The 25,252-nt window shown below is 57.0% G+C and carries 15 protein-coding genes; 4 read left to right on the top strand and 11 right to left on the bottom strand.

The window, feature by feature from the left end; all coding sequences use genetic code 11:
• The first annotated feature begins 488 nt into the window (after positions 1 to 488).
• A complete protein-coding gene (locus tag JUK32_RS10880; protein WP_204138880.1) occupies positions 489 to 7,208 on the top strand; it encodes a PAS domain S-box protein in 6,720 nt (2,239 codons plus the stop codon).
• A 39-nt stretch (positions 7,209 to 7,247) separates the two neighbouring features.
• On the opposite strand, the gene ilvA is transcribed toward JUK32_RS10880, so the two are convergent.
• From ilvA to JUK32_RS10845, 7 genes are all read right to left on the bottom strand, one after another.
• Positions 7,248 to 8,762 carry a threonine ammonia-lyase, biosynthetic gene (gene ilvA, locus JUK32_RS10875; protein ID WP_204138879.1) on the bottom strand — a complete coding sequence of 505 codons (1,515 nt, stop codon included), beginning with the start codon at positions 8,760 to 8,762 and terminating at the stop codon, positions 7,248 to 7,250.
• A 282-nt stretch (positions 8,763 to 9,044) separates the two neighbouring features.
• The gene (locus JUK32_RS10870) at positions 9,045 to 9,551 is read right to left on the bottom strand and encodes a PAM68 family protein (RefSeq protein ID WP_204138878.1); all 507 of its coding nucleotides are present in this window, start codon (positions 9,549 to 9,551) and stop codon (positions 9,045 to 9,047) included.
• 30 nt (positions 9,552 to 9,581) lie between these two features.
• Positions 9,582 to 9,851 carry a 30S ribosomal protein S15 gene (gene rpsO / locus JUK32_RS10865; RefSeq protein WP_204138877.1) on the bottom strand — a complete coding sequence of 90 codons (270 nt, stop codon included), beginning with the start codon at positions 9,849 to 9,851 and terminating at the stop codon, positions 9,582 to 9,584.
• 591 nt (positions 9,852 to 10,442) lie between these two features.
• A complete protein-coding gene (locus JUK32_RS10860) occupies positions 10,443 to 11,693 on the bottom strand; it encodes an aldehyde dehydrogenase family protein (RefSeq protein WP_204138876.1) in 1,251 nt (416 codons plus the stop codon).
• Positions 11,694 to 11,724: 31 nt separating this feature from the next.
• Entirely contained in the window at positions 11,725 to 12,132 is a 408-nt protein-coding gene (locus JUK32_RS10855) for a hypothetical protein (RefSeq protein WP_204138875.1), read from the bottom strand.
• 265 nt (positions 12,133 to 12,397) lie between these two features.
• Positions 12,398 to 13,873: a FecR family protein gene (locus JUK32_RS10850; RefSeq protein ID WP_204138874.1), complete on the bottom strand. Its 1,476-nt coding sequence runs from the start codon at positions 13,871 to 13,873 to the stop codon at positions 12,398 to 12,400.
• Positions 13,874 to 14,723: 850 nt separating this feature from the next.
• Positions 14,724 to 15,884: a FecR domain-containing protein gene (locus tag JUK32_RS10845; protein WP_204138873.1), complete on the bottom strand. Its 1,161-nt coding sequence runs from the start codon at positions 15,882 to 15,884 to the stop codon at positions 14,724 to 14,726.
• A gap of 326 nt (positions 15,885 to 16,210) precedes the next feature.
• Between JUK32_RS10845 and JUK32_RS10840 the strand changes: the two genes are divergently transcribed.
• From JUK32_RS10840 to JUK32_RS10830, 3 genes are all read left to right on the top strand, one after another.
• Entirely contained in the window at positions 16,211 to 17,629 is a 1,419-nt protein-coding gene (locus tag JUK32_RS10840; protein ID WP_204138872.1) for a hypothetical protein, read from the top strand.
• Between the two features lie 197 nt (positions 17,630 to 17,826).
• Positions 17,827 to 20,085, top strand: a complete 2,259-nt coding sequence (locus JUK32_RS10835) for a pentapeptide repeat-containing protein (RefSeq protein WP_204138871.1) — start codon at positions 17,827 to 17,829, stop codon at positions 20,083 to 20,085.
• Positions 20,086 to 20,090: 5 nt separating this feature from the next.
• Positions 20,091 to 20,432, top strand: a complete 342-nt coding sequence (locus JUK32_RS10830; RefSeq protein ID WP_204138870.1) for a DUF565 domain-containing protein — start codon at positions 20,091 to 20,093, stop codon at positions 20,430 to 20,432.
• Between the two features lie 308 nt (positions 20,433 to 20,740).
• On the opposite strand, the gene JUK32_RS10825 is transcribed toward JUK32_RS10830, so the two are convergent.
• The 4 genes from JUK32_RS10825 to JUK32_RS10810 form a co-directional block, all read right to left on the bottom strand.
• Positions 20,741 to 21,073: a hypothetical protein gene (locus JUK32_RS10825; RefSeq protein ID WP_204138869.1), complete on the bottom strand. Its 333-nt coding sequence runs from the start codon at positions 21,071 to 21,073 to the stop codon at positions 20,741 to 20,743.
• Between the two features lie 151 nt (positions 21,074 to 21,224).
• Positions 21,225 to 21,788 carry a redoxin domain-containing protein gene (locus JUK32_RS10820; protein ID WP_204138868.1) on the bottom strand — a complete coding sequence of 188 codons (564 nt, stop codon included), beginning with the start codon at positions 21,786 to 21,788 and terminating at the stop codon, positions 21,225 to 21,227.
• Positions 21,789 to 21,935: 147 nt separating this feature from the next.
• Positions 21,936 to 24,053, bottom strand: a complete 2,118-nt coding sequence (locus JUK32_RS10815) for a hypothetical protein (RefSeq protein WP_204138867.1) — start codon at positions 24,051 to 24,053, stop codon at positions 21,936 to 21,938.
• 42 nt (positions 24,054 to 24,095) lie between these two features.
• On the bottom strand, positions 24,096 to 25,046 hold the full coding sequence (locus tag JUK32_RS10810; RefSeq protein ID WP_204138866.1) for an ABC transporter ATP-binding protein: 951 nt from the start codon (positions 25,044 to 25,046) through the stop codon (positions 24,096 to 24,098).
• Positions 25,047 to 25,252 lie beyond the last annotated feature (206 nt).

Raw genomic sequence — 25,252 nt, 5'->3', positions numbered from 1 at the left:
GGGCTCAGGAAATTTGAGGCCATCTTTCAGGGATGGTCACTAGCCCAGGAGGGATTTATGTGTACTTAGTAGCCCAAGCTTGGGAGAGGGATTTAGGGTGAGGGCTAATGGGTAGTAAATTTACGCCGAGCGGTACTAGTCCACTGAATGTTCGGGCTTGTTCCTGGCCCAATTTTTCTGTCGGTTCTAGTCCTAGCGATCGCCTGTCGGGTAGGTAGGCTGCTAGCCTGCCGCCCTCACCGATCGCTCCCACAATGACATCTACACGGCTTGGCTCAGCAGCCTCAGACGGCCAGGATGGCCATTGAACAAGAACGCGGCATTACCCTACAGGATGAGGAGGGAAGCGCGGAGGATGTGTGTGAGCCAGGGGCGGGCGTTAAGACTCGTGGAAAAAAGCGGACATCTTAGTGAGAAGTGGGGCATTCTGTAGCCAAGGTTTGCCGTCCCGGAGTTTGCGCTTGCGGGCGTTTTCTTGAACTTTTGCGTTGGCAAATGGAGTCGTTATGACGTGCGATCGCCCTTTTCACGATCAGGTCCCGGCGTTGTTGCAGGCGACGGATGCGGGGGGGCGACTGACGGCAGTAACCGATCGCTGGCTGGCGTGGCTGGGCTATGAGCGATCGCAGGTTATTGGCAAACCGTGGCGCGAGTTTTTGACGGCGGCGGGGCGATCGCAACTGGAGGCTGGGCCTGATCGTGACGAGCCGATGAGTCTCGGTGAACGAGATCGCCTATCGTTTCAAACGGCGCAGGGAGATGTGTGCGAAGGCCAAGTGGCGGTCAGTCGGTGGGAGTCTGAGCCTGGCCAGCCCCCGGCATACGTGATGAGCTTGAGTGCGTGTGCGCCGCCATCCCAAGCCGCCCAGATCGCCGAAGAGCGCTTCCAACTCTTGACTGAAACGATTCAAGACGTGTTTTGGATTAATGATGTCCAGACGCAACGAGTCATTTATAACAGTCCCAACTTTGAGGCGATTTGGGAACTGCCGATCGCGGCGATCGCCGATGACGTGACGGCGCTGCTGACGCGAGTCCATCCCGATGACCGGGCAGCCTTCATACAGTACCTAGAAGTGCTCTTCACCAATCCCCAACCTAGCGAACTTGAGTTTCGCATTCAGCTGCCTTCGGGATCAACGAAGTGGCTCTCGCAGCGTAGCTTTCCGGTGCTGGATGCGGCGGGGCAGCCAGTGCAGGTGGTGGGGATAACTCGCGATATCACCGATCGCAAGCAGGCCGAACTCGATTTGCAGGCGTCTGAATCGCTGTTACAAATGGTGTTCGATCATCTTCCGCAGCGGATCTTTTGGAAAGACTACCAGGGCCGTTTCTTAGGGTGTAACCAGGTCTTTGCTCAAGATATGGGAGTCAGTCATCCCAGTCAGATGATTGGGAAAACCGACCATGATTTTGGGGTCTTTTCACCCGAATCGCTGGACTTATTTCTTGAGCGCGATCGGCAGATTATGAGCGTGGGTGAAACGATTACCTTTGACGAATCTGCCCAATCCTACGCCGACGGTCGCCAGCGCTGGGTGGCAACGACCAAAGCTCCTTTTAAGACTCCTGACGGTGAGCTATTGGGCATTTTTTGCTGTTATGAAGATGTGACGGAGCGGGTATCAGCCAAGCGATCGCTCCAGCGCTATGCCCACATGGTCGAAGCCGCCACCGATGCCATTTGCTTGTTAGATACTGACTATCGCTATCAGCTGATTAACCAAACCTATCGCCAGTGGTATGGCCCGGACGAGCGACCGATCATTGGTCAAACCGTTGCCGAAGTGCTGGGGCAGGAAATCTTTGCAGCACTGATTCAGCCCTTATTAGACCAATGTTTGCAGGGCGAAAAAGTTTGCTATGAATGCTGGTATACCTTGCCTCAAGTCGGGAAACGCTTTCACAGCGTTACTTTGACCCCCTACCAAGAGAGCAGCGGCAAAATCACGGGCATTGTCGCCAGCATTCGCGATTTGACTTCCCTCAAAGCCAGTGAGTCGCAGCAGCAGCAACTGTTGGAAGTGATTGAAGCGACCCCCGATTTTATTGGGATGGCAACGCCGACGGGCGAGGTCATTTATGTGAATCCCGCCCTGCGACAGTTCATCACCGAGACGCAGCGGCCTGATCACGGTGATGGTCATCACATTCGTGACCTCCATCCGGCGTGGGCGCTGGACCGGTTGCTGAAAGATGCCATCCCAACGGCGATCGCCCAGGGCACCTGGCAGGGAGAAACCGCCCTTGTCGGCGTTGACGGCACCGAAGTTCCGATTTCGCAAACGGTGGCGGCGCATCGAGACGAGCAGGGTACCGTGCAACTCTTGTCTACCATTGCTCGCGACATCCGCGCCCAAAAGGCGCTGGAACAAGAACTGCGCGATCGCCTCACCTTTGAGCGCTTGCTGAGTCAGCTGTCCACCGAGTTTGTCAATTTGTCCAGCGACCACGAACAGTTATCAGCGGCGATGCACAAAGCCCTGCAGGTGATTGCCGAGGCGACCGGAGCGCAGCGTAGTTATGTCTACTTGATCTCCCCAGCGGCCGAACAGAGTTGCCTGTATAGTCAGTGGCAAGCGGCCGACCTGACTCCCATTCCGACCGCGTGGCACCGCGTTCCAATCGGGCAATTTTCCTGGTGGACGGAGCAGTTAGACCAGCAACAGATCATCGTCATTGAGGACATGCACCAAGTGCCCGCCGAGGCCATCAGGGAGCGCCAAGCGATGGCGACCATGGGCACTCGATCGCTGGTGGTGGTGCCGATGTATCATAGCCAGCGACTGATTGGCTCCATTGGCTTTGCCTTGACCGAGGCCAAAGCTTGGTCAGAAAACGAGATTGCCCTGCTCAAAATCGTGGGCGACCTCTTTGCCAATACTTATCAACGCCAGCAGGCAGAAGCCGCCCTCCGCCAGCAAGAGCATTACTACCGTCGCCTCACGGAAAATGCTTCTGATGTCGTCATGCTGCTTGATCGCCGGGGCCGCATTCAGTATGTGACGCCGTCCATCACGGGGCGGCTGCACCATGACCCGGCTGAGCTGCAAGGGTGCTCAGTCCTGCGGTTAGTCGCACCGGAAGATTGGCCGATGGTGGCCGCCGTCCGAGCGGCGGCGATCGTTCAGCCCGGCGTGCCCCAACCCGCCTTGCAGTGCCGGGTGCGGCATCAGTCGGAGCCAGAGTGGCGCTATTTCGAGGTGATTGCCACCAGCTTGCTGGACGATCCGGTGGTGCAGGGCATTGTGGTGAATGGTCGCGAGGTGAGCGATCGCGTGGCGGCCGAAACCGCCCAGAGCTGGAGCGATCGCGTCTTTCAATCCATTTTTGAGCAATCGGCAATCGGGATGACGCAACTTGCCCTCGATGGCACGTATATCAACGTCAACCCCGCCTTTTGCCAATTGGTAGGCTACCGCGCCGCAGAATTGATCGGTGAGCATTACGACAAAATTACCCATCCGGAAGACCTGGCCCACGACATCGGCATGATGGATCGCGTCATCCAGGGCGAAGTCGCCGCCCAAGAAATTGACCTCCGCTTTATCTGTGCCGATGGCTCAGTGCGGCATGTACAAGTCGTCGTGACGGCGGTGCAGGGCGACCACACCCAGCCCGCCTTTTTGACCTCGGTGTATAAGGATGTGACCGAGCAAGTCTTGGCACAGCGATCGCTGCGCAGCGTCGTCGAAGGCACGGCCTCAGTCACCGGCGAAGCCTATTTTCCGGCGTTGGCCCGTCAGCTCGCTGACACCCTCGGGGTCGATCATGTCTTGATCAACCAACTCGACCCCGCCGCCGAGACCCTAAGCAGCATTGTGTTCTGGAGTCACCAGCAACCACAAGGGGCCATGACTTACCACCGGGCCAATACGCCCTGCGATCGCACCTTGCAGCAAGGCTTTTACTGCTGTCCGCAAGGGGTGCAGGCGGCCTTTCCCCATGACCCAGATTTAGTCGAACTGCAAGCTGAGAGCTACATCGGTGTAGCTCTCACCGACACCCAGGGGCAAATCGTCGGAGAAATCTGTCTGATCCACAGCCAACCGATCCAACATTTGGACAATGCCGTCACCCTGCTGCGCATCTTTGCCGCTCGGGCCAGTGCCGAACTCGAACGGCAGCACGCGCACCAAGCCCTACAGGCTAGCGAAGCCAACTGGCGACAGATTTTAGAAAATATGCCCGTACTCTTAGACGCATTTGATGAGACAGGGCTAATAACGCTCTGGAATCATGAATGCGAGCGGGTCACGGGCTACAGTACCGCAGAAATTGTGGGCAATCCCCGCGCGTTTGCGTCTCTTTATCCCGATGCGGAATATCGCCAGGCCATGCTCACCCGCTGGCAACAGCAGGGCAATAATTTTCGCGATTGGGAATGGGAGATTACCTGTAAAGACGGCAGTCAGCGCATCATTGCCTGGTCGAATGTTTCTGATCTCTTCCCCATTCCCGACCTGGGGATTTGGGCGATCGGGGTCGATGTCACTGAGCGCCGCCGCGCCGAAGCTGCCCTGCGCCAAAGTGAGGAGCGCTTTCAACGGTTAGCGGCCAACATGCCGGGGGTCATTTATCGCTATCACCAATATGCCGACGGCAGCGATCGCTTTAGCTATGTCAGTCCCGGCAGCATTGATCTATGGGAATACGAACCCGACATCATCTGCAACGATGCCAGGCGCGCCTGGGAACTGATGCATCCCGACGATCTCGACGCCTTCCAAGCCGCGATCGCAGCCGCGATCGCCCAAGGCACCGACTGGTTACACGAATATCGCCTCATCACGCCTTCGGGGCGGGTGAAATGGGTGCAGGCCGTCGCCAGAGGTGAAGCCCAAACTGACAGCAGCTACACCTGGGATGGCGTGTTGATCGATGTGACAGCGCTGAAACAAGCCGAGGCTGACTTGAGTGCCAGCCAAGCCCGCTTTCAGCGGCTGGTTGACAATACCCCAGGCATTATCTATCGCTATCATCAGAGTGCCGACGGGCGCGATCGCTTCAGCTATCTCAGCGCTGCTTTTCGCGACATCTGGGAGATTGAGCCGGAGGTTGCCATTGCCGACATTTCAGCTGCCTGGAATGCGATACCCCTAGAAGACCAGGCTGCGTTAAGAGAAGCGCTATCACACTCGACACAAACCCTGGCTCCATTCAAAGCTGACTGCCGGATCATCACACCTTCGGGGCTACTGAAATGGCTCCAAGTGTTAGCGCGACCTGAACGAGAAGCGAACGGCGATTATGTTTGGGATGGCTTGATTGTCGATGTAACGGAGCAAGTCGCTACGCAAACGGCCCTACAATCCAGTGAAGCCCTGAACCGCGCCATCCTGTCGGCGTTACCCGATTTGCTCATTCGGATGCGGCGCGATGGCCTGTGTCTCGACATGCAATATCCCAGCCATTTCCCTGTCGCGTGTCCCAAAGAATTGCACGTGGGCCGCTTGGTGCAAGACACCTTGACGCCCAATGTCGCCGCAGAGCGGATGCAAGCGGTGGAGCGGGCCTTAGCCACGGGCGACACGCAAATCTACGAATATCGATTACCCATTAACAGCGGATTGCGGTGGGAAGAGGCGCGGATCGTGCCCATGCCTGCGGATGAGGTGCTGGTGCTGGTGCGCGATATTGACGATCGCAAGCGAGCCGAGGCCGCCCTGCAACAAAGTGAAGCGCTGAATCGGGCCATTGTGGATGCCTTACCCGATATGTTCACTCGGATCAGCGTGGAGGGAATGGTTTTGGATGTTCACCATCCCACCGAATTTCCGGCGCTGTTGCCGAACTCAACCGCAATCGGGCGGAATCTCCACGACTTTTTGCCAACGCACTTAGCCAACCAGCGCACCGCTCAAGTGCGACGGGCGATCGCCACCCAACAAACCGAAGTATTTGAATATCAACTTGAGATTGATGGGCGGCTCCGGTGGGAAGAGTCAAGAGTGGTCCCCTTCACCCAGGATGAAGCGCTCGTTCTGATTCGTGACATTGACGAACGTCGCCGCGCGGAGGAAGAAGTGCGCCGACTGAATCAGGTTTTAGCAGATCAAAATCAGCGACTGGAAGAGTTAGTCGAACAGCGGACAGCGGAGCTCATTACCTTTATGAATGCACTGCCCGATCAAATTTTTGTGATCGATCGCGCCCAAAACATCATGACCTTTGGCAACCAGGTCGTCACCGAGTTTGCCCAGTTCCGCCGCCGTCATGACTTTGAAGGCAAGAGCGTTTCTGAATGCTTTACCGCCGACCAAGCCCGCATTTATGCCGCCCAAAACCAACAGGTATTTCAGACGGGGGAAATTCTCCACCTTGAAGAAGCCATCCAGACGCCCCGAGGACGGGTGCATTTAGACACCTACAAAATTCCGCTCAAACGTCCTGATGGTGAGGTTTATGCGCTCATTGGCACCTCCCGCGACATTACCGAACTCGTGGTCGCACGCCAGGCATTAGAGCACCAAGCCGAGCAGTTAGCGGCCACCAACCAAGAGTTGCAGTCGTTCTCCTATTCGGTATCTCACGATTTGCGAGCGCCCCTCCGGCATATCAATGGCTTTATCGCCGCGCTGAAACAACGCCTAGCGATCACCACCGCAGAGCCGGATGCTAAGCTCCTGCACTATATCGAAGTGATCGAAAACAGCAGTCAAAAGATGAGCTGGCTAATTGATGGCTTGCTCACCCTGTCGCGCGTGGGGCGGCGTGATATGAGTACCCGTCCGGTGCCCTTGGGGCCACTGGTGGAGCAGGCGATCGCCCTACTCACCGAAGGCCCCCATGAAACGTTGGAGCAAGTCGAAATTACGGTAGACCCGCTCCCCACGGTCTATGGCGATGCGGCTTTGCTTCAACAGGTGCTCAGCAATCTGATCGGCAATGCCGTGAAATTTAGCCGCGATCGCACCCCCGCGCTTATTCACATTGGCCAACAGGCCGATGGCACCTGCTTTGTGCGGGATAACGGCGTTGGCTTTGACATGGCCTATGCCGACAAGCTCTTTAGTCCCTTCCAGCGCTTGCACAAACAAGAGGAGTTTCAGGGCACGGGAATTGGGCTGGCGATCGTCAACCGCATTATCCACCGCCACAATGGCGAGATCTGGGTCGAGAGCGCGATCGACCGGGGCACCACGATTTACTTCTCGTTGCCGATGCACCCTCCCACCGCAACCACCGTTCAGGCGGTGCAGGATTAACCCCCGGCTGGCCTGTGCAGACTGGAGGAGGTCTCTCGGTCAGGCCAAAAACAGGTGGTAGGCAGGATTGTTGCTCTCATCCCAGTAGCGATAACCCACCGTGTCTAAAAAGGCGCGCCAGTCAGCCATCTCGGCGGACGGCACTTGAATGCCGAGCACAATGCGCCCGTAGTCAGCGCCGTTGTTGCGGTAATGAAAGAGGCTGATATTCCAATTGGGGCTCATGCAGTTGAGGAACTTGATCAACGCCCCCGGATTTTCGGGAAACTCAAAGCGATACAGCACTTCGTCTTGGGCTAGGGGCGATCGCCCTCCCACCATGTGGCGCAGGTGCATTTTAGTGAGTTCGTCATCCGTCAGGTCGAGGGTTTTGAAACCGTTAGCCTCAAACGTCGCTGCCATCTGGCTGGCATCTTGGCGGTCTTTGACCTGTAGCCCCACAAAGATATGGGCCTCCGCTTTGTCGGCAATGCGATAGTTAAACTCTGTTAAGTTCCGTTTGCCAATGCACTTGCAGAACTGGCGCAGGCTGCCCGCCCCTTCGGGAATGTTGACGGCAAAAATGGCCTCCCGCCGCTCCCCCATTTCGGCTCGCTCTGCCACAAAGCGCAGGCGATCAAAATTCATATTGGCCCCACAGGCGATCGCCACCAGCGTCTCGCCCGTAATGCCCTCCCGTTCCACATAGGCTTTGGCCCCCGCGATCGCCAGGGCTCCAGCGGGTTCCACAATCGACCGGGTATCCTCAAACACATCTTTGATGGCCGCGCAGGTGTCATCGGTATTCACCAAAATGACTTCATCCACATACTGCTGACAGAGGCGAAAAGTCTCTTCGCCCACCCGCTTCACCGCCACCCCATCGGCAAACCGCCCTACCTGGTCGAGCGTCACCCGCTGGCCCGCCTGCAAAGACTGACTCATGCTGTCAGCATCCACCGGCTCAACCCCAATCATGCGAATCTCTGGCCGCAAGCGTTTGACATAGGCCGCAATGCCCGCAATCAAACCGCCACCCCCGATCGCCACAAAAATCGCGTGAATCGGTTTTTGATGCTGCCGCAAAATTTCCATGCCAATGGTGCCCTGGCCGGCAATCACCGCCGGGTCATCAAACGGATGGATTAACGTCATGCCCTTTTCTTGGGCTAACTCGCAGGCATAGGCGTAGGCATCATCAAAGGTTTCACCGTGCAGCACCGCTACGCCGCCCCGCGCTTCCACAGCCTTCACTTTCAGCTCGGGCGTAGTCACAGGCATCACAATAATGGCCGACGTGCCCAGCCGTTTGGCCCCTAGCGCCACCCCCTGGGCATGGTTGCCCGCCGATGCCGCAATGACTCCCTGAGCTAAGCGTTCAGGGGGCAACTGGGCCATTTTGTTGTACGCCCCCCGCAATTTGAAAGAAAATACCGACTGCATATCTTCGCGTTTAAGCAGTAGCGTATTGCCCAAGCGTTCCGACAGTCGGGGCGCGACTTCCAGAGGCGTTTCCTGGGCCACATCGTACACCCGGGCAGTCAAAATCTTTTCGAGATAGTCGTGGTTAGACATGACGCAGAGGGCCACCAGCGGTGATTGATGCTCCTATCTTCTCGTTATTTGGGATACAAAGACAACTTTGCTAGTTAAGAGGGACGGCGTAGCTTTGTGAACTGCAATCCCATGCCGCCCCTCACTATAATTACGTGGCCTAGTCCGTAAGGACGCTACCCCCGCGATGAGGGGCAGCCAGCAATATAGAGATGGTTGAAGACGTGACCAGAAAGACAAACCCTGGGGCGATCGCGATCGCTCCAGGGCTACCAAACAAGATTGATTGAAACTGGCAATCGCCTAGCTAGAAGAACTGTTGCGGCGCTCTTCTCGGGCTTGTCGCCAAGACCCGATAAGCCGTCCAAAGTTCACCTGAAACTGCTCAAACCCTACCAGGCTACCCAGTGTGCCTTCTTCCCAAGAAGCCGATAATGCCCCATAGCTCAGGCCGACTACGCTCAGGCCAAAACAAGCTAACGTCGTTAACAACACGACAACGTTGGGCAATACGGCAATTTCCTGCACAATCAGCACGTAGCTGACGAAGAATACGAACACCCCCAAAATTACAGGCATGCCCGAAAAATAAAGCATCCGGCGCAGCATCCGACGGCTCACCACTTCTGGAATGCTAGTTTCCTCGCGAGAGTACGGCTTGGCTTTGCGCTGACTCGGGGCTTTGCTAGCCATCGCTTTAGGTGGCTTCACCGACTTCTCGGCGGAAGGCTGAGCTGTCTCTTTCGGAGACTTTTGACGCTTGCCTTTGGGCTCAAAGGGCAAGCGATCGTTCTCTGCATCAGCGGACATAACAACGCTCCAAGACCTGCAAGTGAGAATCTATCGGCGGATGCCGAGACGACCAATCAACGCCCGATATTGATTAACGTCTTTCTTGGCGATGTAGGACAGCAAACGCTTACGGCGACCAATCATTTTCAGCAGACCGCGCCGTGAAGAGTAGTCTTTTTTATTGCCTTGCAAATGTTGGCTGAGTTTATTGATGCGCTCAGTCAGCATGGCTACTTGCACTTCAGCAGAGCCAGTATCGGTTTCGTGAACCTGATATTCGGAAATGAGTTCCTGTTTGCGTTCTTGTAGCAGTGCCATAGAGGTACGTGTTGCGTTCTAGCGTGAATTTATGCACAGAGTTTCTAATCATATCACGGCTCTCTAAGATGCACTACCTGTGCCCCCACAGTAGGATGAACGAAAAGGGGGGGCGATATCTGAAGTGAAAAAGTCACTCCTTTGCAATCCCTGGCTCGGAGAGTCAAAACTTTAGGCCGGCTTCCTAGTGCTCGGTCAGTGCTTGATTTTACGGTGATGCACAGTCGCCAACCTCCTATGCCCTGCGGGCAGGCACGGCCGACGACAAACTCAGGATGAGCGGGATCTGGGCGTTTGGGCTGCGCTGGTCGTTCATGCAGTGGCTCCCTCCAGGAGCAAGCCCTAAGTTTTAGGTTTGACGCTGCACTAGCCTGTCCGGCACCGCTAATCCTCCCACTAATCAAGGACGGAGGAACGGCACTGCGGGGGATGCCGAGCATCCCGTCAAAATCGTTCACCTCACTACGAAATATGCAGAAATAGGCAGCGGCGTGGCTATGACCGCTCCGACCTCGGACGACCTATTTACCCCAATGATCGGGCTGTTCGCGGCATTCAGAAGTTACGGCAATCGGCTCGCTACAAGCGCCATTACAGATTGCCCAATCCCTTGATGACGGCTTTGTGGGTGAGCAGAGTTTCCAGGGTAATGCGGCTACTCTTGAGCCCTCGTTGGGGCGACATGCCGAGGGCGATCGCACTGGCATGGGTCGCATTGCGCCGAAACAGCGGTGACGAATTGACATAGATCGACGCACTGTGCACTTGACTGGCGAACTGCATACTCTCTTGGTAAGAGTTCGTCACAATGCAGTCGGCATGGCCGCTGCTATAACGATTGATAATGGCGATCGCTACGGGCAAATTGGGCACTCGGGTCACCAAAACTGTGTGATTGAGCTGAGCCTCTTGCCAGATCTCCTCCACGGTGGTGCCAGGGTGAGATGACAGGGTGGGAGGCACAACTTCCTTAACTGAAAGGTGGCTCTCTTTGAGCAAATGTTCGAGCTCCCGCTCCGCAACAGACGAGACCTTTTCATCCACCAAGATTTTTTCAATACCATTGACTGGCTCTGGATTGCCTCGATGACTAGCAATGATCATCTTCGCCACGACCTCAACGGGAGCGGTCGGTGCCCAGTACAAATAACAATTACCAATTGCCGTGCTCAGGCTGGGGGAATTGGCATCCCGCATCACTTGCTGGACTAAGCTGGCCCGGCCGTAGGGAATCACCAAGTCCAATTCACTGGTTTGCATCAACCAGCGCCGCGCGGCCTCGCCTTCACTCGGCGACAGCGAGACAATCAGTTGCTCTGGTAAATCAACTTGAGCCAAGACGGATTGAAAAACGTCGGCAATTACCTGATTCGTTTGGCTGGCCTCGTGCCCCCCTTTTAAAATCAAGCCGTTGCCTGCCCGCAGACTGAGGGCGGCGGCAATGATGGCTAATTCGGGAAAGGCTTCGTACACTAAAGCAATCACCCCGAGGGGTTCGCGCAGCCAGTAAGCGTGATCAGTGGGGGCGATCGCGGGTTGCGGTCGATGGGTCAAACTGGTCACCGCATCCAGCTGTGATAAGCGCTCCAAAATGTTGATAGCCGTGTTTAACCGCTCTGGCGTGAGCTTGAGCCACTCGACTACCAGCTCCGGCACCGCCATTTCTAAACTGGCTTCGAGATCGAGGGTGTTAGCTTCCAGAATGTCATCGGCAGCCTCGCGGAAGGCTTGGGCGGCTGCTTGTAGCGCCGCTGTGATGAGCCTAACTTCCAGAGCCTCAGCAGCCTCGCGTACCTGCCTGATAAGCACCGATAGCTCGGCCAGAGACTGAACAGAAGTCATTGCATCATTCCAGAAATCAAAGAGCTCGGACTTAGCGGCGACAAGACAGCCAGAAAACCACTAAAAACAATAAAGCAACAGCCGCGACGGTGAGCAAGCGCAAAAACATACCTAAGCTGCTGGGGGGTTGCAAGATTGCCAACAGCAAAACAAACATGCCGACCCCAAATAGCATGGTGGCTAATGGTAGGTAATGGTTACTGAGGGCGGAATGATCCAACCGCCATTGGCTCCCCGTCCAATACCAAACCCGTTTGTAAGGGTAGTGCGTTGATAGTTGTTCTAACAGGTACCCATCATCTTGAATGACAAAGATCTGCTGGCATCGGTGACAGCCAAAAGCCTCTGTCAGCGTAATGGGTTTGAGAACGCCACTACGTCGACAAGGACAGGGATAAGCTGCCTGTAAATCAATCTTGAGAGCTTTGTTTGAGCGCACAGTGGTAGCAAGCAGAAACAGCCAACTGAGCAAAATGACCCATTGATATTGAGTCTCTCACACCATAACCAACCGTATTTGAGAAGGCAAGATACCGAGTGCTGATGAGTTGCCGAAGCCTGCTGATTGGTCAAGAACCGCTGCAGAAACGCGATCGCGCTCCCCGTGCCTGAATCAACCGCTACCGCCACTGAACGTTAGCAACCCGAAACTTCGAAGTCGGTGTTTGCTAACAGCCGACTCAGCCCAACTAAGCACCGCAAAACTATCCTGCTGGGTCAAAGGGCACTTCCACCGGGTCGGGTACTACCACCGGGTCGGGTACTACCACATCTGGACCGCCATCTCCGGGCTCTGGCCCAATGGGCAAATCATTGTTAGGCCCAGCCGGAAACTCATTCGGTCCGCCCGGAAATTCTTCTGGTTGCCCGGGAAACTCTGCTGGCGGTCCTCCACCCGGCATCTCGGCTGGTGGTCCTCCCGGAACTTCCGCTGGCCTGGGATCCGGTCGCTCAATCGGCCCCGTTGGGACTGGTGCCCCCCCCGGAACTGCCGCTGGTCTGGGATCCGGTCGCTCAATCGGCACCGTTGGGACTAGTGGCCCCCCGGCATTGGGCATGACGGTAGGCAGTATCCCCGCCGGTCGTTGCCCCGGCCCAGTCGGCATGATCAAACCAGGCACCGGGGCTTGAGGCACTTCTGAGGTGGGTGCCGGGCGAGTCAACCAGATGGACATCATCGACTGGTTGCCAGGAGTCTGAACGGCGGCGTTGTCAGTTCGTGCCAGAGCATTGGGCGGAGTCGTTGCGGAGTTGTTAGCCAACGGGGTCGAGTCGCTGCCATCAGCGGGCAGTAACCAGCTCATGGCGGTGTCCAATTGCGCATCCAAATCAACCACACTGGGATTGAGCACAAAATTGCCATTGAACTGGGCCTGGGATTGGATGCCTTGCCAAGTCTCTTGCCGTACTGGGTCAGTCGGCATACCTGTGCCTTCAAAGTCGGGGTTATCTAGCTCCAAACCTGATACGAGGGGACTGGTGTCGTAAAACAGTTGGAGGTTGAACTCCATCACTTGAATATTGCCATTCTCCACAACTGCCAAATCACCGGCTGACAGCAAGGCGGAATTGCCTTCACTGGCGGTGACCTCTACAGGCCCCTTGGGACTGTCGGTTAAGACCATGACCACGGTTCTACCTGGGCAGTCAGACTGGTCGACTAGGAGGGCGGATGCATCACAGCCTTGGTGAGGAATATGGCGAACGACGAGGGCGGTGCCCTGAATTCCAGTGACGGCGCTGGGGGTGCGGATATTGCTGGGACCGCGATCAGGCGGAATCAAAAATAGGGCAGTCCCATTCGAAAGGCGAAAATCGCGGGTGTTGGGCACAAACCAAAAGGTGGCACGCTCGCCCACCCGGGCTAGAGAACCATCATTGAAGCGGAGTTCGGCTCTGGCTCCGAGTGCCGTACGCAGAGCATCCCCGATAGATAACCAATCATTCAACCGGGCGGGGCGTGCAGCCTGACCCTCAGGAAGAAATTCGACTTGATTGTAAAGCGATTCGACATCTGCACGTGTGAGGGGAACTTGCCCCTGGGCGGGCGATGCGCCCCAGATACCCAGCAAGCCCAACACCAAACTGGGCCAGCCTACTAGCTGGAGTGATGGCATGCGGAAAAAGCGATTCATAATCACCAGCTCTAGATAACCAACAGGAGCGGAGGTTTCAGACAAATGCCTAAACCTAGGACTCTCGTAAACCAGATGAAATTCTCAACTATACCTAGACGAATACCCCGGTATTTAGGGACAGACTTTAGCTCAAACCTATCCCGAGAGCGTAGATGCGAATCAGACGGGAACACACGATCGCCGATATGTGGACGGCGAATCACTTAACAACCTTACCAAAACTTTATGGGTTGTTACCTAAGACGGGTCACTGAACGTTCAGTTTTGTGTGAGGGCTTCAGTAATTACAACTATAACTTACTCATGCTTGCCCATTTGTTCACATGCGTTCAGGATATCTTCGTGAAAACTTCACAGTTTTTCAGGGTCAATCCCTTGCGATCGCGGCGGTCTTGAGCATGGGGATCCAGTGGGTGCGGATACTTCATCTGAGCTTGATAAACCCCGCCCGACATCGAGAGCTTTGTCAGAAAACTGTACGTTTCGTAATAGTCTGACCCCTCAGGGCCGCGATCGCCGTCGCTCCCCCTCGTCCGACTGCTGATCGCCATCTCCGCTTTGAAATTGGTTCCATCTTGGCATTGGCTTCAAAGCGGCCTGAGTGGAGGAAAGTAGTCGCCATTGTGCCAGGGCAGTCAGGCGTCAGCAGCCCTAGCGTTCTCGGCAGGCTCAGTCTGCATACTGGCTCAGTTCACACGACTAATCGTGGCAAGACACAACAGTTCTCGTGGTTGAGCGTTTGTCGTTCTCCCTGAGCTTGTCGAAGGGGGAAACAGGCTTCGATAAACTTAGCCTGAACGGTGTTTCCTGCACTTAGAAACGCACCCTAAGAATTGCTGGGAAAAGCACCCACCGCTTACCGCGTGAACTATTGAGCGCCTTTTCGACGCATTTAGGGCGCGCCTTCTACAGGGGGCGGCTCAGCGCTCGGCGGGGCCACATCATTGGGTGCGGATGAGGGTTCGGGGACAGGCGGCTCGGGGACAGACGGCTCGGCGGGGGGCGCAATGACACCCGCTGGGATATCGAGTCCCTCCGTATTTGAGTCGTTGGGGGGAGGCAATGTTTCCTCAATCGAGGGCAGCGCTGGCGGGGTGGGAGTCAGTTCTCTCTCGATGTTCAAATCGTTGTGCGTGGTGCCGCCCATGGTGCCGGGATCCGTCATCGCCGGTTCCGGCGCACTGGGCGCGGCTGGGGCGGTGCTGTCGGTCGGGGCCGCTGGCGGAAGGGAGTCTGTTGCCGTCGGGCTGGTATTTGCCGGAAATAACCAGCCACTCTCGGCGGGGGCGGCATCGTGGGGGGACAAGAACCGAGGGTCTAGCCAATAATCGCCAGTGAACTCAGAGGGCGGTTCTGCGGTGGCGCTAGAGGCGGTGGTTTCGGTGCCTGCGGTCGCTGCTTCACCGGTGGTCGCTGCGGGCGTAAACAGACCCTGGGCTAGGTAACTCGTCTGATAGAAGAGGTCGCGATCGAATTCAAATAGATAGAGGATGTCACCATCGACGATCGCCATCTGTCCGGCGGTGAGCTCAACCCGGCGATCGTCCCGCAAGCTCACTTGCACCCCGTGGCGCTCGGGATCGGTGAGGACCATGACCGCTGTGCGCCCAGTGTTGCCTGGTAAAGTAGCGGCGCTGCCGGGGCGGATCCCTGACTGGGGCGTGGTGTCCGGTAATTGAACATGGCGGATGACGACGGTAGCGCCTTGGGTTTGGGCAATGGCGTTGGGCGTCTCAATCTGGGTGGGGTCGCTATCAGCGAGCATCATCAGTCCCGTGCCCTGGGCCAACCAAAGGTTACGGGTATTGGGTACCACCCAAAATGTGGTCAACTCTCCCAGGCGGACAAAGGAGCCGTCGTTGAGTTGTAAGTCTGCTTGAGATGCCAAATTTGTCCGGATGGCATCGCCGAAGCCTAAACGATCTTGATCGCGCACGGGCCGCACTAGCCCCCCTTGCAGCAACATCTCGACCCGGTTGCGATGGGTCTGGACGTTGCCATGGGTGAGCGGCACCTCAGCTTGTGCTAAAACCGGACTAGCAATGGCGGACAAGACACCGATGAGACTTGTCAGTCTGGGCCATTGAAGGTGATATTGGCTCATAGGCATCTACAGTAAACCTCTATCATCTTAATCTCATCGGTTCTGTCACTAGTCACTTTAGCGAGTCATAGGCGCGGCTAAAGCCGGACAGAACTGATGGCAGCGTAACGTGTGTTTCCCCTGATGAGCTTGTGTTCCGTGATGTGTTTCGACTGTAGCGCTGATGGCCCTGATGATTTGGTTGGGCCGACTCGTCGCAGCGGATATGATGCGATCGCCGATTTCAGCGACTGGGCGGCGAGTCCTCTAGCAGTTCCAACGGTCTGATTTGTTTTGTGAAGCTATCACTGGTCAGCTATTTGTATAGCTTATTGAAAGCTCAGCGGCTTTATGGGCTGCTTCTAGTGCTGGCGCTGCCGATCGCTCCGGCGCAGGCGCAATCCCTAGAAACGTTGACCACCGGGTCTCTGGTGCCTGAGCCTAGCCCGCCGCTGTCCGATGCGCAGGGTGAGCGATCGCCGGGAGCAGCGGAGTCTTCTGGGGGCACGGAGATGCAGGCACCTCGACCCGCAACCCTGAGCGACCTTACCGTGGCGGAGGGAATGCTCACTGTGCCTGCTGGGTCGCTACAACGTTTGGAGTTCTTGGGGGAGCGCCGACGAATCACCCGGAATGCGGCGATCGCTCAGGACTCATCGGTCGGCATCAGCACTGCTGGCAAATCTCGGATTGATCAGAAAGCCCCCAAAAGTGCGGCCCCCATCCTGAGTGAATTTTTGGCGGGGGCTGAACCGACTCCGCTGCGCGCCCCGTTGACCGTTGAGCTGCCCCGGCCCACGGCGGTGCCGGAGACCAAGCCCGCTGCTGCGAACCCGGCGACCGTCGCTGAACTGCCGCGTGACCCTGAATTGGGGGTGATCCAGGTCGGTCAGGTTGGCCGTGATGATGAATTGGGTGTTCTGCAACTGCGTAGTCCACTACAAGATCCTGAACTGGGCATTCTGGAGCTAATTCAGATTGCGCCCCCGACTCCGCGCAGTCCGGTCGCTTATTTCTCCTCGTTCGTGGCGGCGTCTAGTAGCGACAACATTTTTTTATTTGAAGATCCGGTGCAAGGACGTTTTGGCGACCAACTCGTTCGTCCTGGTATCAGCATTTTGGCGTTTCCGGCTTTAGGGCCTGACACGGGGTTGCTATTGTCGGCACGGACAACCCTGTTTCGTTATCAAGAACAAAGCGCCTCTAATTATGACGAGGTGCGGTTTCAAGCGGGGGTGCGCCAGCGATTATCGGCTAATGCTTATGGCGAGTTGAGCGTGAGTCACCAACTGCTTTACGAGGCGGGGTTTACTGAGCAGTTTTTTACCAATACTGGGATCGATCTCACCGTGGGCCGTCGCGATCGCCTGACGCCACAACTCACGTTGGATAGTTATTACCAGGGACAACTCTTTTTCAGCGATCCAGAACGCTTTAGTAACGTGCTGAACTCGGTGGGGGCGGCCCTGAGCTATCAGATTAATTCGCAATGGGAAACCAGCCTGGGGTATCGCCTCACGATTTCTGACTTTACCCAACAGTCGCGCCACGAAACGTATCAGCGCCTGACAGGGCAATTGCGATATGCCATCACCCCAGCGGTGCGCATGTCACTGTTTGGCGGGCTCAGCTATGGTCGTTCTTCCGAGAGTCGCGTGACTTTTGACGATACGTTTTTTGGCCTCAGTATTAATGCGACGGTGCCAATTTTCTAGTGAAGTGTTGATCCCTCTTGGGGCAGTCTGAGGGCTCAAACGGCGATCGCCTCACCGTGATCGCGCCATCCTCATCAGAAAATTGTGAAAGCAAAAAGTCGCGATTGGGGCAGTTTTTCTGACAAGTCGCGCAATTTGGCGCTGCGATCGCGGCAACGGTGGTACAACAGGAGGCATAATGTCCGCCTTGGTCGATTATGAGTACTTCATCCCGGCGACCCGACAATTCCTCTGCGGCTGATCCCGCGCCCCGCCCTGCCGCTGAGAACAGTACGGCAGCGCCGCGATCGCAGCGCCCGCCGTCGCATAAAACGACGACCCCAACCCTGGCAGTGGCCCCCATGCTCCCCACGGTGGGCCGACGTTTGCTGGCCTGGAGTCTGGAGGTGGCGGTGTTGGCGGGCAGTGTGGTGGGGCCATTTTATTTGGGGCAGGTGGTGAACCAACGCGCCCAGGAACAGCCGACATTGACGCCCCAGACCGAATTGGCGGCTCCGCTCCAGGTCGTGCAGCAGCAAGGTGCCCAAGCCTTGGGATTGTCGCCGCGATCGCTGCCCAGCCAAGTGCCCGCCCTCACCAATTTGCTCTGGTCGGCGGCCCTCGGGGTGCCTGTGCTCCTCGCGGCGGGACACATTTACAGGCTGGGGCGATCGGGCAGCAGCTGGCCCAAGCGCTGGCTCGGCTTACAAGTGTTGACCCTACAAGGGCAGCCCCCCGGCGTCGGTCGCGCCTTCATTCGTGAGGCGGTGGGCAAATGGGGCAGCCCCCTGGCGATCGCCTACGCAGTGTGGCACCTGAGCGGCGCGTTTCCCGTCGTGGGCATATTGGTGGGGCTCAGCGGTGCTGCCCTGCTCTGTGAAAGTCTGACTGGCTTAGGCAATCGCCCCCGTCGCGCCTGGCATGACTGGCTCGCGGGCACCTGCGTGATCGATGAAAAGACTGGCGCGATGATCCATCTTTCCACCCTCTGGCAGGCCGAGGCCAAAGTACCCCTGGGACTCGGTCGCGCTTCGGACTGGTTGCAGACCGTCGGGCCAACGGCGGTCATCATCAATCCCGATGGGGCGCGCTGGGGCGGCAAAGATCTGACGCTACCCAAGCTGGGCGTGGGGCTGGGGCTATTGCTGACCCTCGGCGGACTGGCCGGGATTAGCGGCTACTTTTTGCTCGGTCGCCCAGCCGTTTCCACCACACCGTCAGCGGAGGAAATGTTGTATACCAACCTGGTTTCGACGCTGACCAATCCTGAACTGGATGCCGAGGCCCGGCGGGCCGCAGTGTTAGCCCTGGGCAATTTGCCTGACGATCGCGTCACCCCGCTGCTGGTGGATCTGATTGCGCAGACGAATGATCCGCTATGGCTCGATGCATTGCAACAAGCCCTCGTTGCCAGAGGCCCTGCCGCGTTTCCGGCGTTACGGCGGCTCAACCAAGGACTCGCCGCCGATTTGGCGATGCCAGGGGATCCGGCCATGCGGCGCACCACGATCATTCGGCTGCAAACGGTCAACCGCATCATCACCAAGTTGCTGCTGTTAGAAACTGGGGATCACCCAGAACCGCTAGACTTTAGCCGCATGACTTTAGGCTTTGTCACCGAAAGCGATGGCGACTTTCAGCTTGTGCTCAAAAATCAATCCCTGGCCCATACTCAGTGGCAAGGGGCGATCTTATCGGGGGCGCAGTTGCAAGGGGCCAAGTTTTACAGTCCCGGCCCGGATACTTACCCCGACACCTACGACGATCGCACCACTGATTTGAGCGGGGCAGATCTGAGTCATGCCAACCTGGCGGGCGCGGACCTCACCCTGGGACGATTGGTGGGCAGTGGCCTCGTGCGAGTCAATTTTAACCAGGCCAATCTCACCCTGGCCGATCTCAGCCGGGCCAATTTGGAACATGCCAGTCTCATCCAAGCGGTGCTTGACCAGGCCATCCTCACTGAGGCCCGGTTGTCCAAGGCTGATTTGACCGAAGCCCAACTTTTGGGAGCGGATTTAGCGGGGGCGCGGCTCGCCGAGGTGAATGCAGCGGGGGCGCAACTTACCGGGGCCAACCTGCAAGGGGTAACGGCGATCGCGGCCCAACTCAACAGTGCCGACCTGAGCGAGACCACCCTTGCCACTGCCGACTTCACTGGGGCCGTCTTGCAAGATGCCAACCTCCAAGCTGCCGACCTCACCGATACCAGCTTCCGCGACGCCGACCTCCGAGGCGCTTGGTTCCAGAGGGCCATCATCGACCAAACGGATTTTGCCGGAGCCATTTTGACGACTCCCAACGCGGCCCCCGCCACGGGGGATGGGTTTGTGGCGGCCGCTCCCGAGCTGACCCCCGGTAATCAGTTCGCCGGGGTAGACTTTAGCCGGGGGTTGAATTTATCCCCAGAGCAGCTCGCCTTCATTTGCTCTCAAGGCGGCCTTCATTCTGCCTGTGGCTCATTGTCGCTTCCCTAACCGCCATGCAGCGCACCCGTTTCTCGACTCTGGTTTCATCGGCGTCTAACCAATTTGGTCGCTGGGTATTTAACCCGTGGCGACGGTTGTCGCTGGTGATTATTGGCCTACTATTTGGTAACTTTTTTGGCATCGCCATTTCTTCGATCGCGGGCCAGGCGGCCAAACTCGACGTGGTGGTCTCTGCGATCTTGCTGGGCTTGGTGGAGTTGATTAGTTGGCTGGTTTATCGCCGTCCGCCGCAAGCTCCGGCCCAGCGCAATAGCCTGCTTTTAGAAGTCATGAATGCCCTCAAAATCGGCCTCACCTACAGCCTCTTTGTCGAAGCCTTTAAGCTGGGCAGTTAGTCGCAGGCTTGCAGGGCAAAGCAGGATGGTTTCAGATAGCAAGCCGCCATTAGGTCAAGCCCCTCTCAATGACCGAACTGCCCGAGGCAAAGGCGTTCCGTGCACCTTACACCTTTCAACCTTCTGCTATACCAGCGAAGGAATTCTGCAAGATCGTTTTGACGTTGTCGGCAGGGGCGTACGGCCGTACGCCCCTACGTCGTCTCAAGGTTTTAAGATCGCCTCCGACAACAATGAACCCACCCTGTACACTTTTGAGACGAAGCAGGAGCCATACAGACGTCCCAAACTCGTGAGCGACCTGTTTTCTACCCGGCCCCGCAGCAGTGATCGATTCCCAGGCTGTCGAGCAACAGATCACTGACGGCGTTAGCGATCGCAAATTCACCGTAAAAGCTTTTAGAAAAGTCAAACGCCTGCATTTCAGTCAAGATCGCCAGCACTAGGGAACCCAGGTCATTTTCGCCTTCCATACGCTGGCGCACAAACACTTGCGAAGCCCGCTCGGCAATGTCAGCGTTGACGGCTTCGGGCGGAAACTCCGTGTTGAGCCATTCATGCAGGGTCGCTTTTAGCCATTGCCCCTCCTGTTCAGGATTTTCAGCGGGGGGCAAAACGATGGGTTCAACGGGTTCAGTCATGACAGTCAGATAAGCGGTTGACCGGGATGGCAAGCACGACGGGCGTAAAACGCCGCCGCGCTCTGCTCTAGATAATGCCAAATTTTTCCCCACTTGCCCTAGCTTTGTTACGACTCCTTATGGTGCGGCGGCTGCACTGGAAACTCCCCGATCAATCTGAAGGCAAGGTCGATAGGGTGTACAGCAGCTGCAATGGCTCGGCGTTGTAGTCCAAAAAGGAAAAGTGGTGCCAGTAGCGCAGGCGACCATATTTATCCAATACAAACTGAGCTGATAGCGGGGCTCCCAGGGCTTGCCCGGCCCCGTATTGCCGAAACACTTCGCAAAAGGGATCGCACAGGAGCGGCGGCTGCAAGTTGAGATCGGTTTTGATGGTCTGGCTTTGGGCCAGGGTGGTGCTCGTGATCAAAATGACTTGGGCTCCGGCAGCGGCAAATTTGGCGTAGGCGTCGTTCATCGCCACCAAATGGGGAAAGCAGAAGGGGCAGTAGTGCCGCTCGGTAAAAATGCGCGTGAACTCCAGCACCACCGGGCGCTCGCCCCAGTGTTGAGAGAGGCGATAGGGCTGGCGGGTGCCCGCTTCGATCAGGGTGAAGTCGGGGGCGCGATCGCCCAGTTGAAAGCGGTTGCCCGCTGGCATCGGGAGAAAATTGCGCCAAAATCGTTCGTCAATCAGGGGCGATTTTGGCGTGGGGGGATTCGTCAGTCCAGTCATGGTCAGGCCAAGGGGGCGATCGCTTCCATGTTATCGGAGTCGCTGGGGCCGGAGCGAGCGATCGCGATCGCCCGCTACCAACTGTTGATATTCCGACCGACCGACTAACACCAGTTGCCGCCAATGGAACATCGCCAACACCAGCGTTCAGCCCCCCATCAAACTGGCGGGCATCGCGAACATTGCCACTTCGGAAGGCAGGCCCCAAATCGTGACGCGGCTGACCGCCGTGGGCAGCAACCCCACCCCAATCGCCAGGGTTAACCCCGGAAACAGCAGGCAACTAAGACTGCCGATGGAGCTGTACCAAAACCAGCTTTTTTGCCGCTTCGAGAGCAACAGCACCTGATTCGCTAGCACCGCAAAAAAGAGGGAGCCGACAAATAGGCAAAGGCTGCCGACAAAGCCCCACACCGCCAACTTGGTGGCGAAGAGCTGGCGGTGATGCAGCAACAACCAAAGGGTGAACAGGGTGGCCATCAGTACCAGGTTCAGCCCGATCGCGATGACGGGCGAACTGGTATCGCCAATGAGCAAGTCGCGCCCCAGGGGTAACCGCCCTTCGTGGGATGTCCGGGCAGTGCGAAACCGAGCCCAGTCTTGCAACGTTTGGCGATCGCAGCTGAGGCTCAGGATGAGGGCCAGACTGTACAGCAGCCCCAAGAACGTGATCAGCACCAGAATCGGTAACAGGTCATAGGATTCTGCTTGGGTCTCTGACAAACCGAGGACGATCGCCATAAACACCCCAGTTAATGGGTAGCCGTAGCGCCGCGCCATGAGTGACTGGGTGGGCTGCTCAAACCGCCGCTGTAGCGCATGACCAAACACGGCGCACCAGCCCGCCGCGTGCAGCATGGTAAGCGCCGTATATTCCGCAAAATTGACGCGAAAGATACTGAGACTGAGGTTAAGGGGCGGCAACGCTGAGGCCGCACTGCCGACTTCCATAATGGAGGGGGCCGAGCCGTCAATATTGAGGAAATATCCGGCGCTGCCTATGGGAGAAAACAGCACGGCCCAGTTCAGGGCGCTCGCTGGAGCCGTCGACAAGTAATGTTCCCAAATGTGGATAGAAATGGCCCCAACCACCCATTGCAGGGCTAACCCGCCAGCGGCGGCGAGCCAGGGCATCAACGCTTGTAACAGCGGCGATCGCGTCGCCAGCCCCAGCAGCAGTCCGGCCATGTACAAAATCAACGTTTGGCTGAGTACGGCCAAGTCAAAGCCCCATAGGTGAAAGCTCCCAATTCCCGCGCCTCGGCCCACATAGATTTGCAAGGGCACCATCGCCGCGATCGCTAGATATAGGCAAATGGGCACGCCGGCAAGTTTGCCGCCCAACACAGTGAGCGCAGACCGGGGACTCATGCGCACAAAGTTCAGCGTCCCCTGCCGATGTTCTTCGATGACATTGTTGGTCAAGAGAAAGGTGCCAAACCCCATCAGCGACAGCGTCATCAAACCCGACAGCGCGATGAAAAAGTCTTCGTGCCAGCGGGGCCAGTTGGTTAGGTAATGCTGGCGATCGGCGGTAATTTGGCAGCGGTTAGAGTAGCGCGATTGGCGCAGACAATACATGGACGAGCGGCGGGCCAGGGCCACACGGGGCAGCGTCACGGTGAACTCGCCCACCTCGGGACGATAAAACGTGAGGTCAACGGTGGTCTCGATGAGTGATCGATCAGCGGGCGAGAGTCGATGATTAGTGGTGCCTCGCATGAGGTCGTCGATCGCTTGCTGATGGGCATCCATATGGCGGCTTTCCCAAACGGCATTGCGATCTCCACTCACGTCGGCCTTAATGTCGGCTTCTAGCTCGGCCACGGGCACCCCATCCAGAGCCAGCAAGCGATCGCCCGGCTGAAGTTGGGCATCGGCCCTGGCATCCCCTGGGACTTCGCCCCAGACGGCTGGTTCAGTTTCGAGCGATTGAATAAACAGCCCCTTAGCGCTGAGCACAGTTTGTGCTGAGGCATCGGTGGGCAGCACCGCAGTTTGTAAGTCAAGGGGCAACTGGGACACCGCTGACCAATAAATCTGGGGGTAGGTGGCCAGGACCAGATCGTCGGCCACGACTGCACCCGGTAGCGCACTGACAAAGCCCAGACAGATGACGAATTGCACCAGCACCGACAGCCCAATTGCCGTCAGCACCGGCAAGCCCTTTAATCGGCCTTTGAGTTCTCGCAGCAGTTGCGGGTTCCAATCGCCCAGCCGATCCAAAGTACGGTGGGTCAGAGAACCGATGAGTTTTAGCAGCATAGCTGGTCTCCAAGACGGTGATAGTCGGATTTTTTGGGGAATTTAGGTGGCTTGGGTATGGCCGAGTTTGCAGAAAATATCTTCCAGACTTTCCTGCACTGGATGAAATTCGGAGAGGGGGAGCTGGGCATCCATGAGCGATCGCAGCAAGTCCGCCGCATCGTCCGCATTGCCAGCAAACGTCACCGTGATTTGCTGGTTTACCGGGTCGGTCACTAGGTCAGCCACCAACGGACAGTTGGCTAACTCGGTACGTAAATCCGCTAAGTTGCCCCGCGTCCTAATCACAATTTGCGACTGACTGAGCCGTTGATACAGCGTGTCTAACGGGGCGCTTTCGACCAAGTAGCCGAACTCCAGAATGCCGATCGCGGTACAGAGTTCGGCCAGGTCGCTGAGCACATGGGAAGAAATCAAAATCGTCATGCCCAAGCTGTGGAGATTGCGCATCACCTGGCGAAACGTTTGCCGGGCAATGGGATCCAGCCCGGACACGGGTTCATCCAGCAGCAAGAGCGACGGCATGTGAATCACGGTGCGCGCCAGACCGAGGCGCTGCTTCATCCCTCGCGAAAGCGTCGTGATCAGGCTGTCGCTCTTGTGCTCCAGATCCACCAGTTCCAGCACGTGATGAATGCTACGCACCCGCGGCTGCCCCTTGAGGTGATACAACCGCGCAAAGTAGTCGAGATAGTCCCAGACGGTGAGGTCGGGATACAGCGGAAAGTCATCGGGCAGATAGCCGATTTGCCGCTTGAGATGGGCCTGGGGGCGATGGGTATCTAAGCGCTCACCTTGGAGCAAAATGTCGCCCAGCGTGGGGGATTCGGCGATCGCTAACAGGCGAATCAGGGTGGTCTTACCCGCGCCGTTGGGGCCAATCAGGCCATATACAGCACCGGATTCAATTTCTAGATCAATATCTTGCAGAACGGTTTGGCGATCAAACCGTTTGGTCAACCGCTGCGTCTGCACCGCTAAGGATGTATTCATCATGCCTACACCATTGTCTCCGCCGCGCATCCTGCTAGCCTCGGCGGCTTACCTCATGCTCGTAGACTCAGTCGCTGTCGATCGCTGTAAAACTCGCAAAGACTGGGAAAACACTGGCTCAGAGCTTGCCCTCTCCTTGCCAAGGCTACTAAGTACACACAAGTCATGTTGTAGTAGGATGCTGCCAGAAAACATGGGGTCATCGA

Origin of the sequence: Halomicronema sp. CCY15110 (assembly GCF_016888165.1) — a bacterium.
GTDB lineage: Bacteria > Cyanobacteriota > Cyanobacteriia > Phormidesmidales > Phormidesmidaceae > Halomicronema.
This window is presented reverse-complemented; position numbering and strand designations above follow the sequence as displayed.

Excerpts from the sequence above, each read along its gene's own strand:
- ilvA (WP_204138879.1), bottom strand. The coding sequence starts at position 8,762 with ATGTCTAACCACGACTATCTCGAAAAGATTTTGACTGCCCGGGTGTAC.
- JUK32_RS10870 (WP_204138878.1), bottom strand. The coding sequence starts at position 9,551 with ATGTCCGCTGATGCAGAGAACGATCGCTTGCCCTTTGAGCCCAAAGGC.
- rpsO (WP_204138877.1), bottom strand. The coding sequence starts at position 9,851 with ATGGCACTGCTACAAGAACGCAAACAGGAACTCATTTCCGAATATCAG.
- JUK32_RS10860 (WP_204138876.1), bottom strand. The coding sequence starts at position 11,693 with ATGACTTCTGTTCAGTCTCTGGCCGAGCTATCGGTGCTTATCAGGCAG.
- JUK32_RS10835 (WP_204138871.1), top strand. The coding sequence starts at position 17,827 with ATGAGTACTTCATCCCGGCGACCCGACAATTCCTCTGCGGCTGATCCC.
- JUK32_RS10830 (WP_204138870.1), top strand. The coding sequence starts at position 20,091 with ATGCAGCGCACCCGTTTCTCGACTCTGGTTTCATCGGCGTCTAACCAA.
- JUK32_RS10825 (WP_204138869.1), bottom strand. The coding sequence starts at position 21,073 with ATGACTGAACCCGTTGAACCCATCGTTTTGCCCCCCGCTGAAAATCCT.
- JUK32_RS10820 (WP_204138868.1), bottom strand. The coding sequence starts at position 21,788 with ATGACTGGACTGACGAATCCCCCCACGCCAAAATCGCCCCTGATTGAC.
- JUK32_RS10815 (WP_204138867.1), bottom strand. The coding sequence starts at position 24,053 with ATGCTGCTAAAACTCATCGGTTCTCTGACCCACCGTACTTTGGATCGG.
- JUK32_RS10810 (WP_204138866.1), bottom strand. The coding sequence starts at position 25,046 with ATGAATACATCCTTAGCGGTGCAGACGCAGCGGTTGACCAAACGGTTT.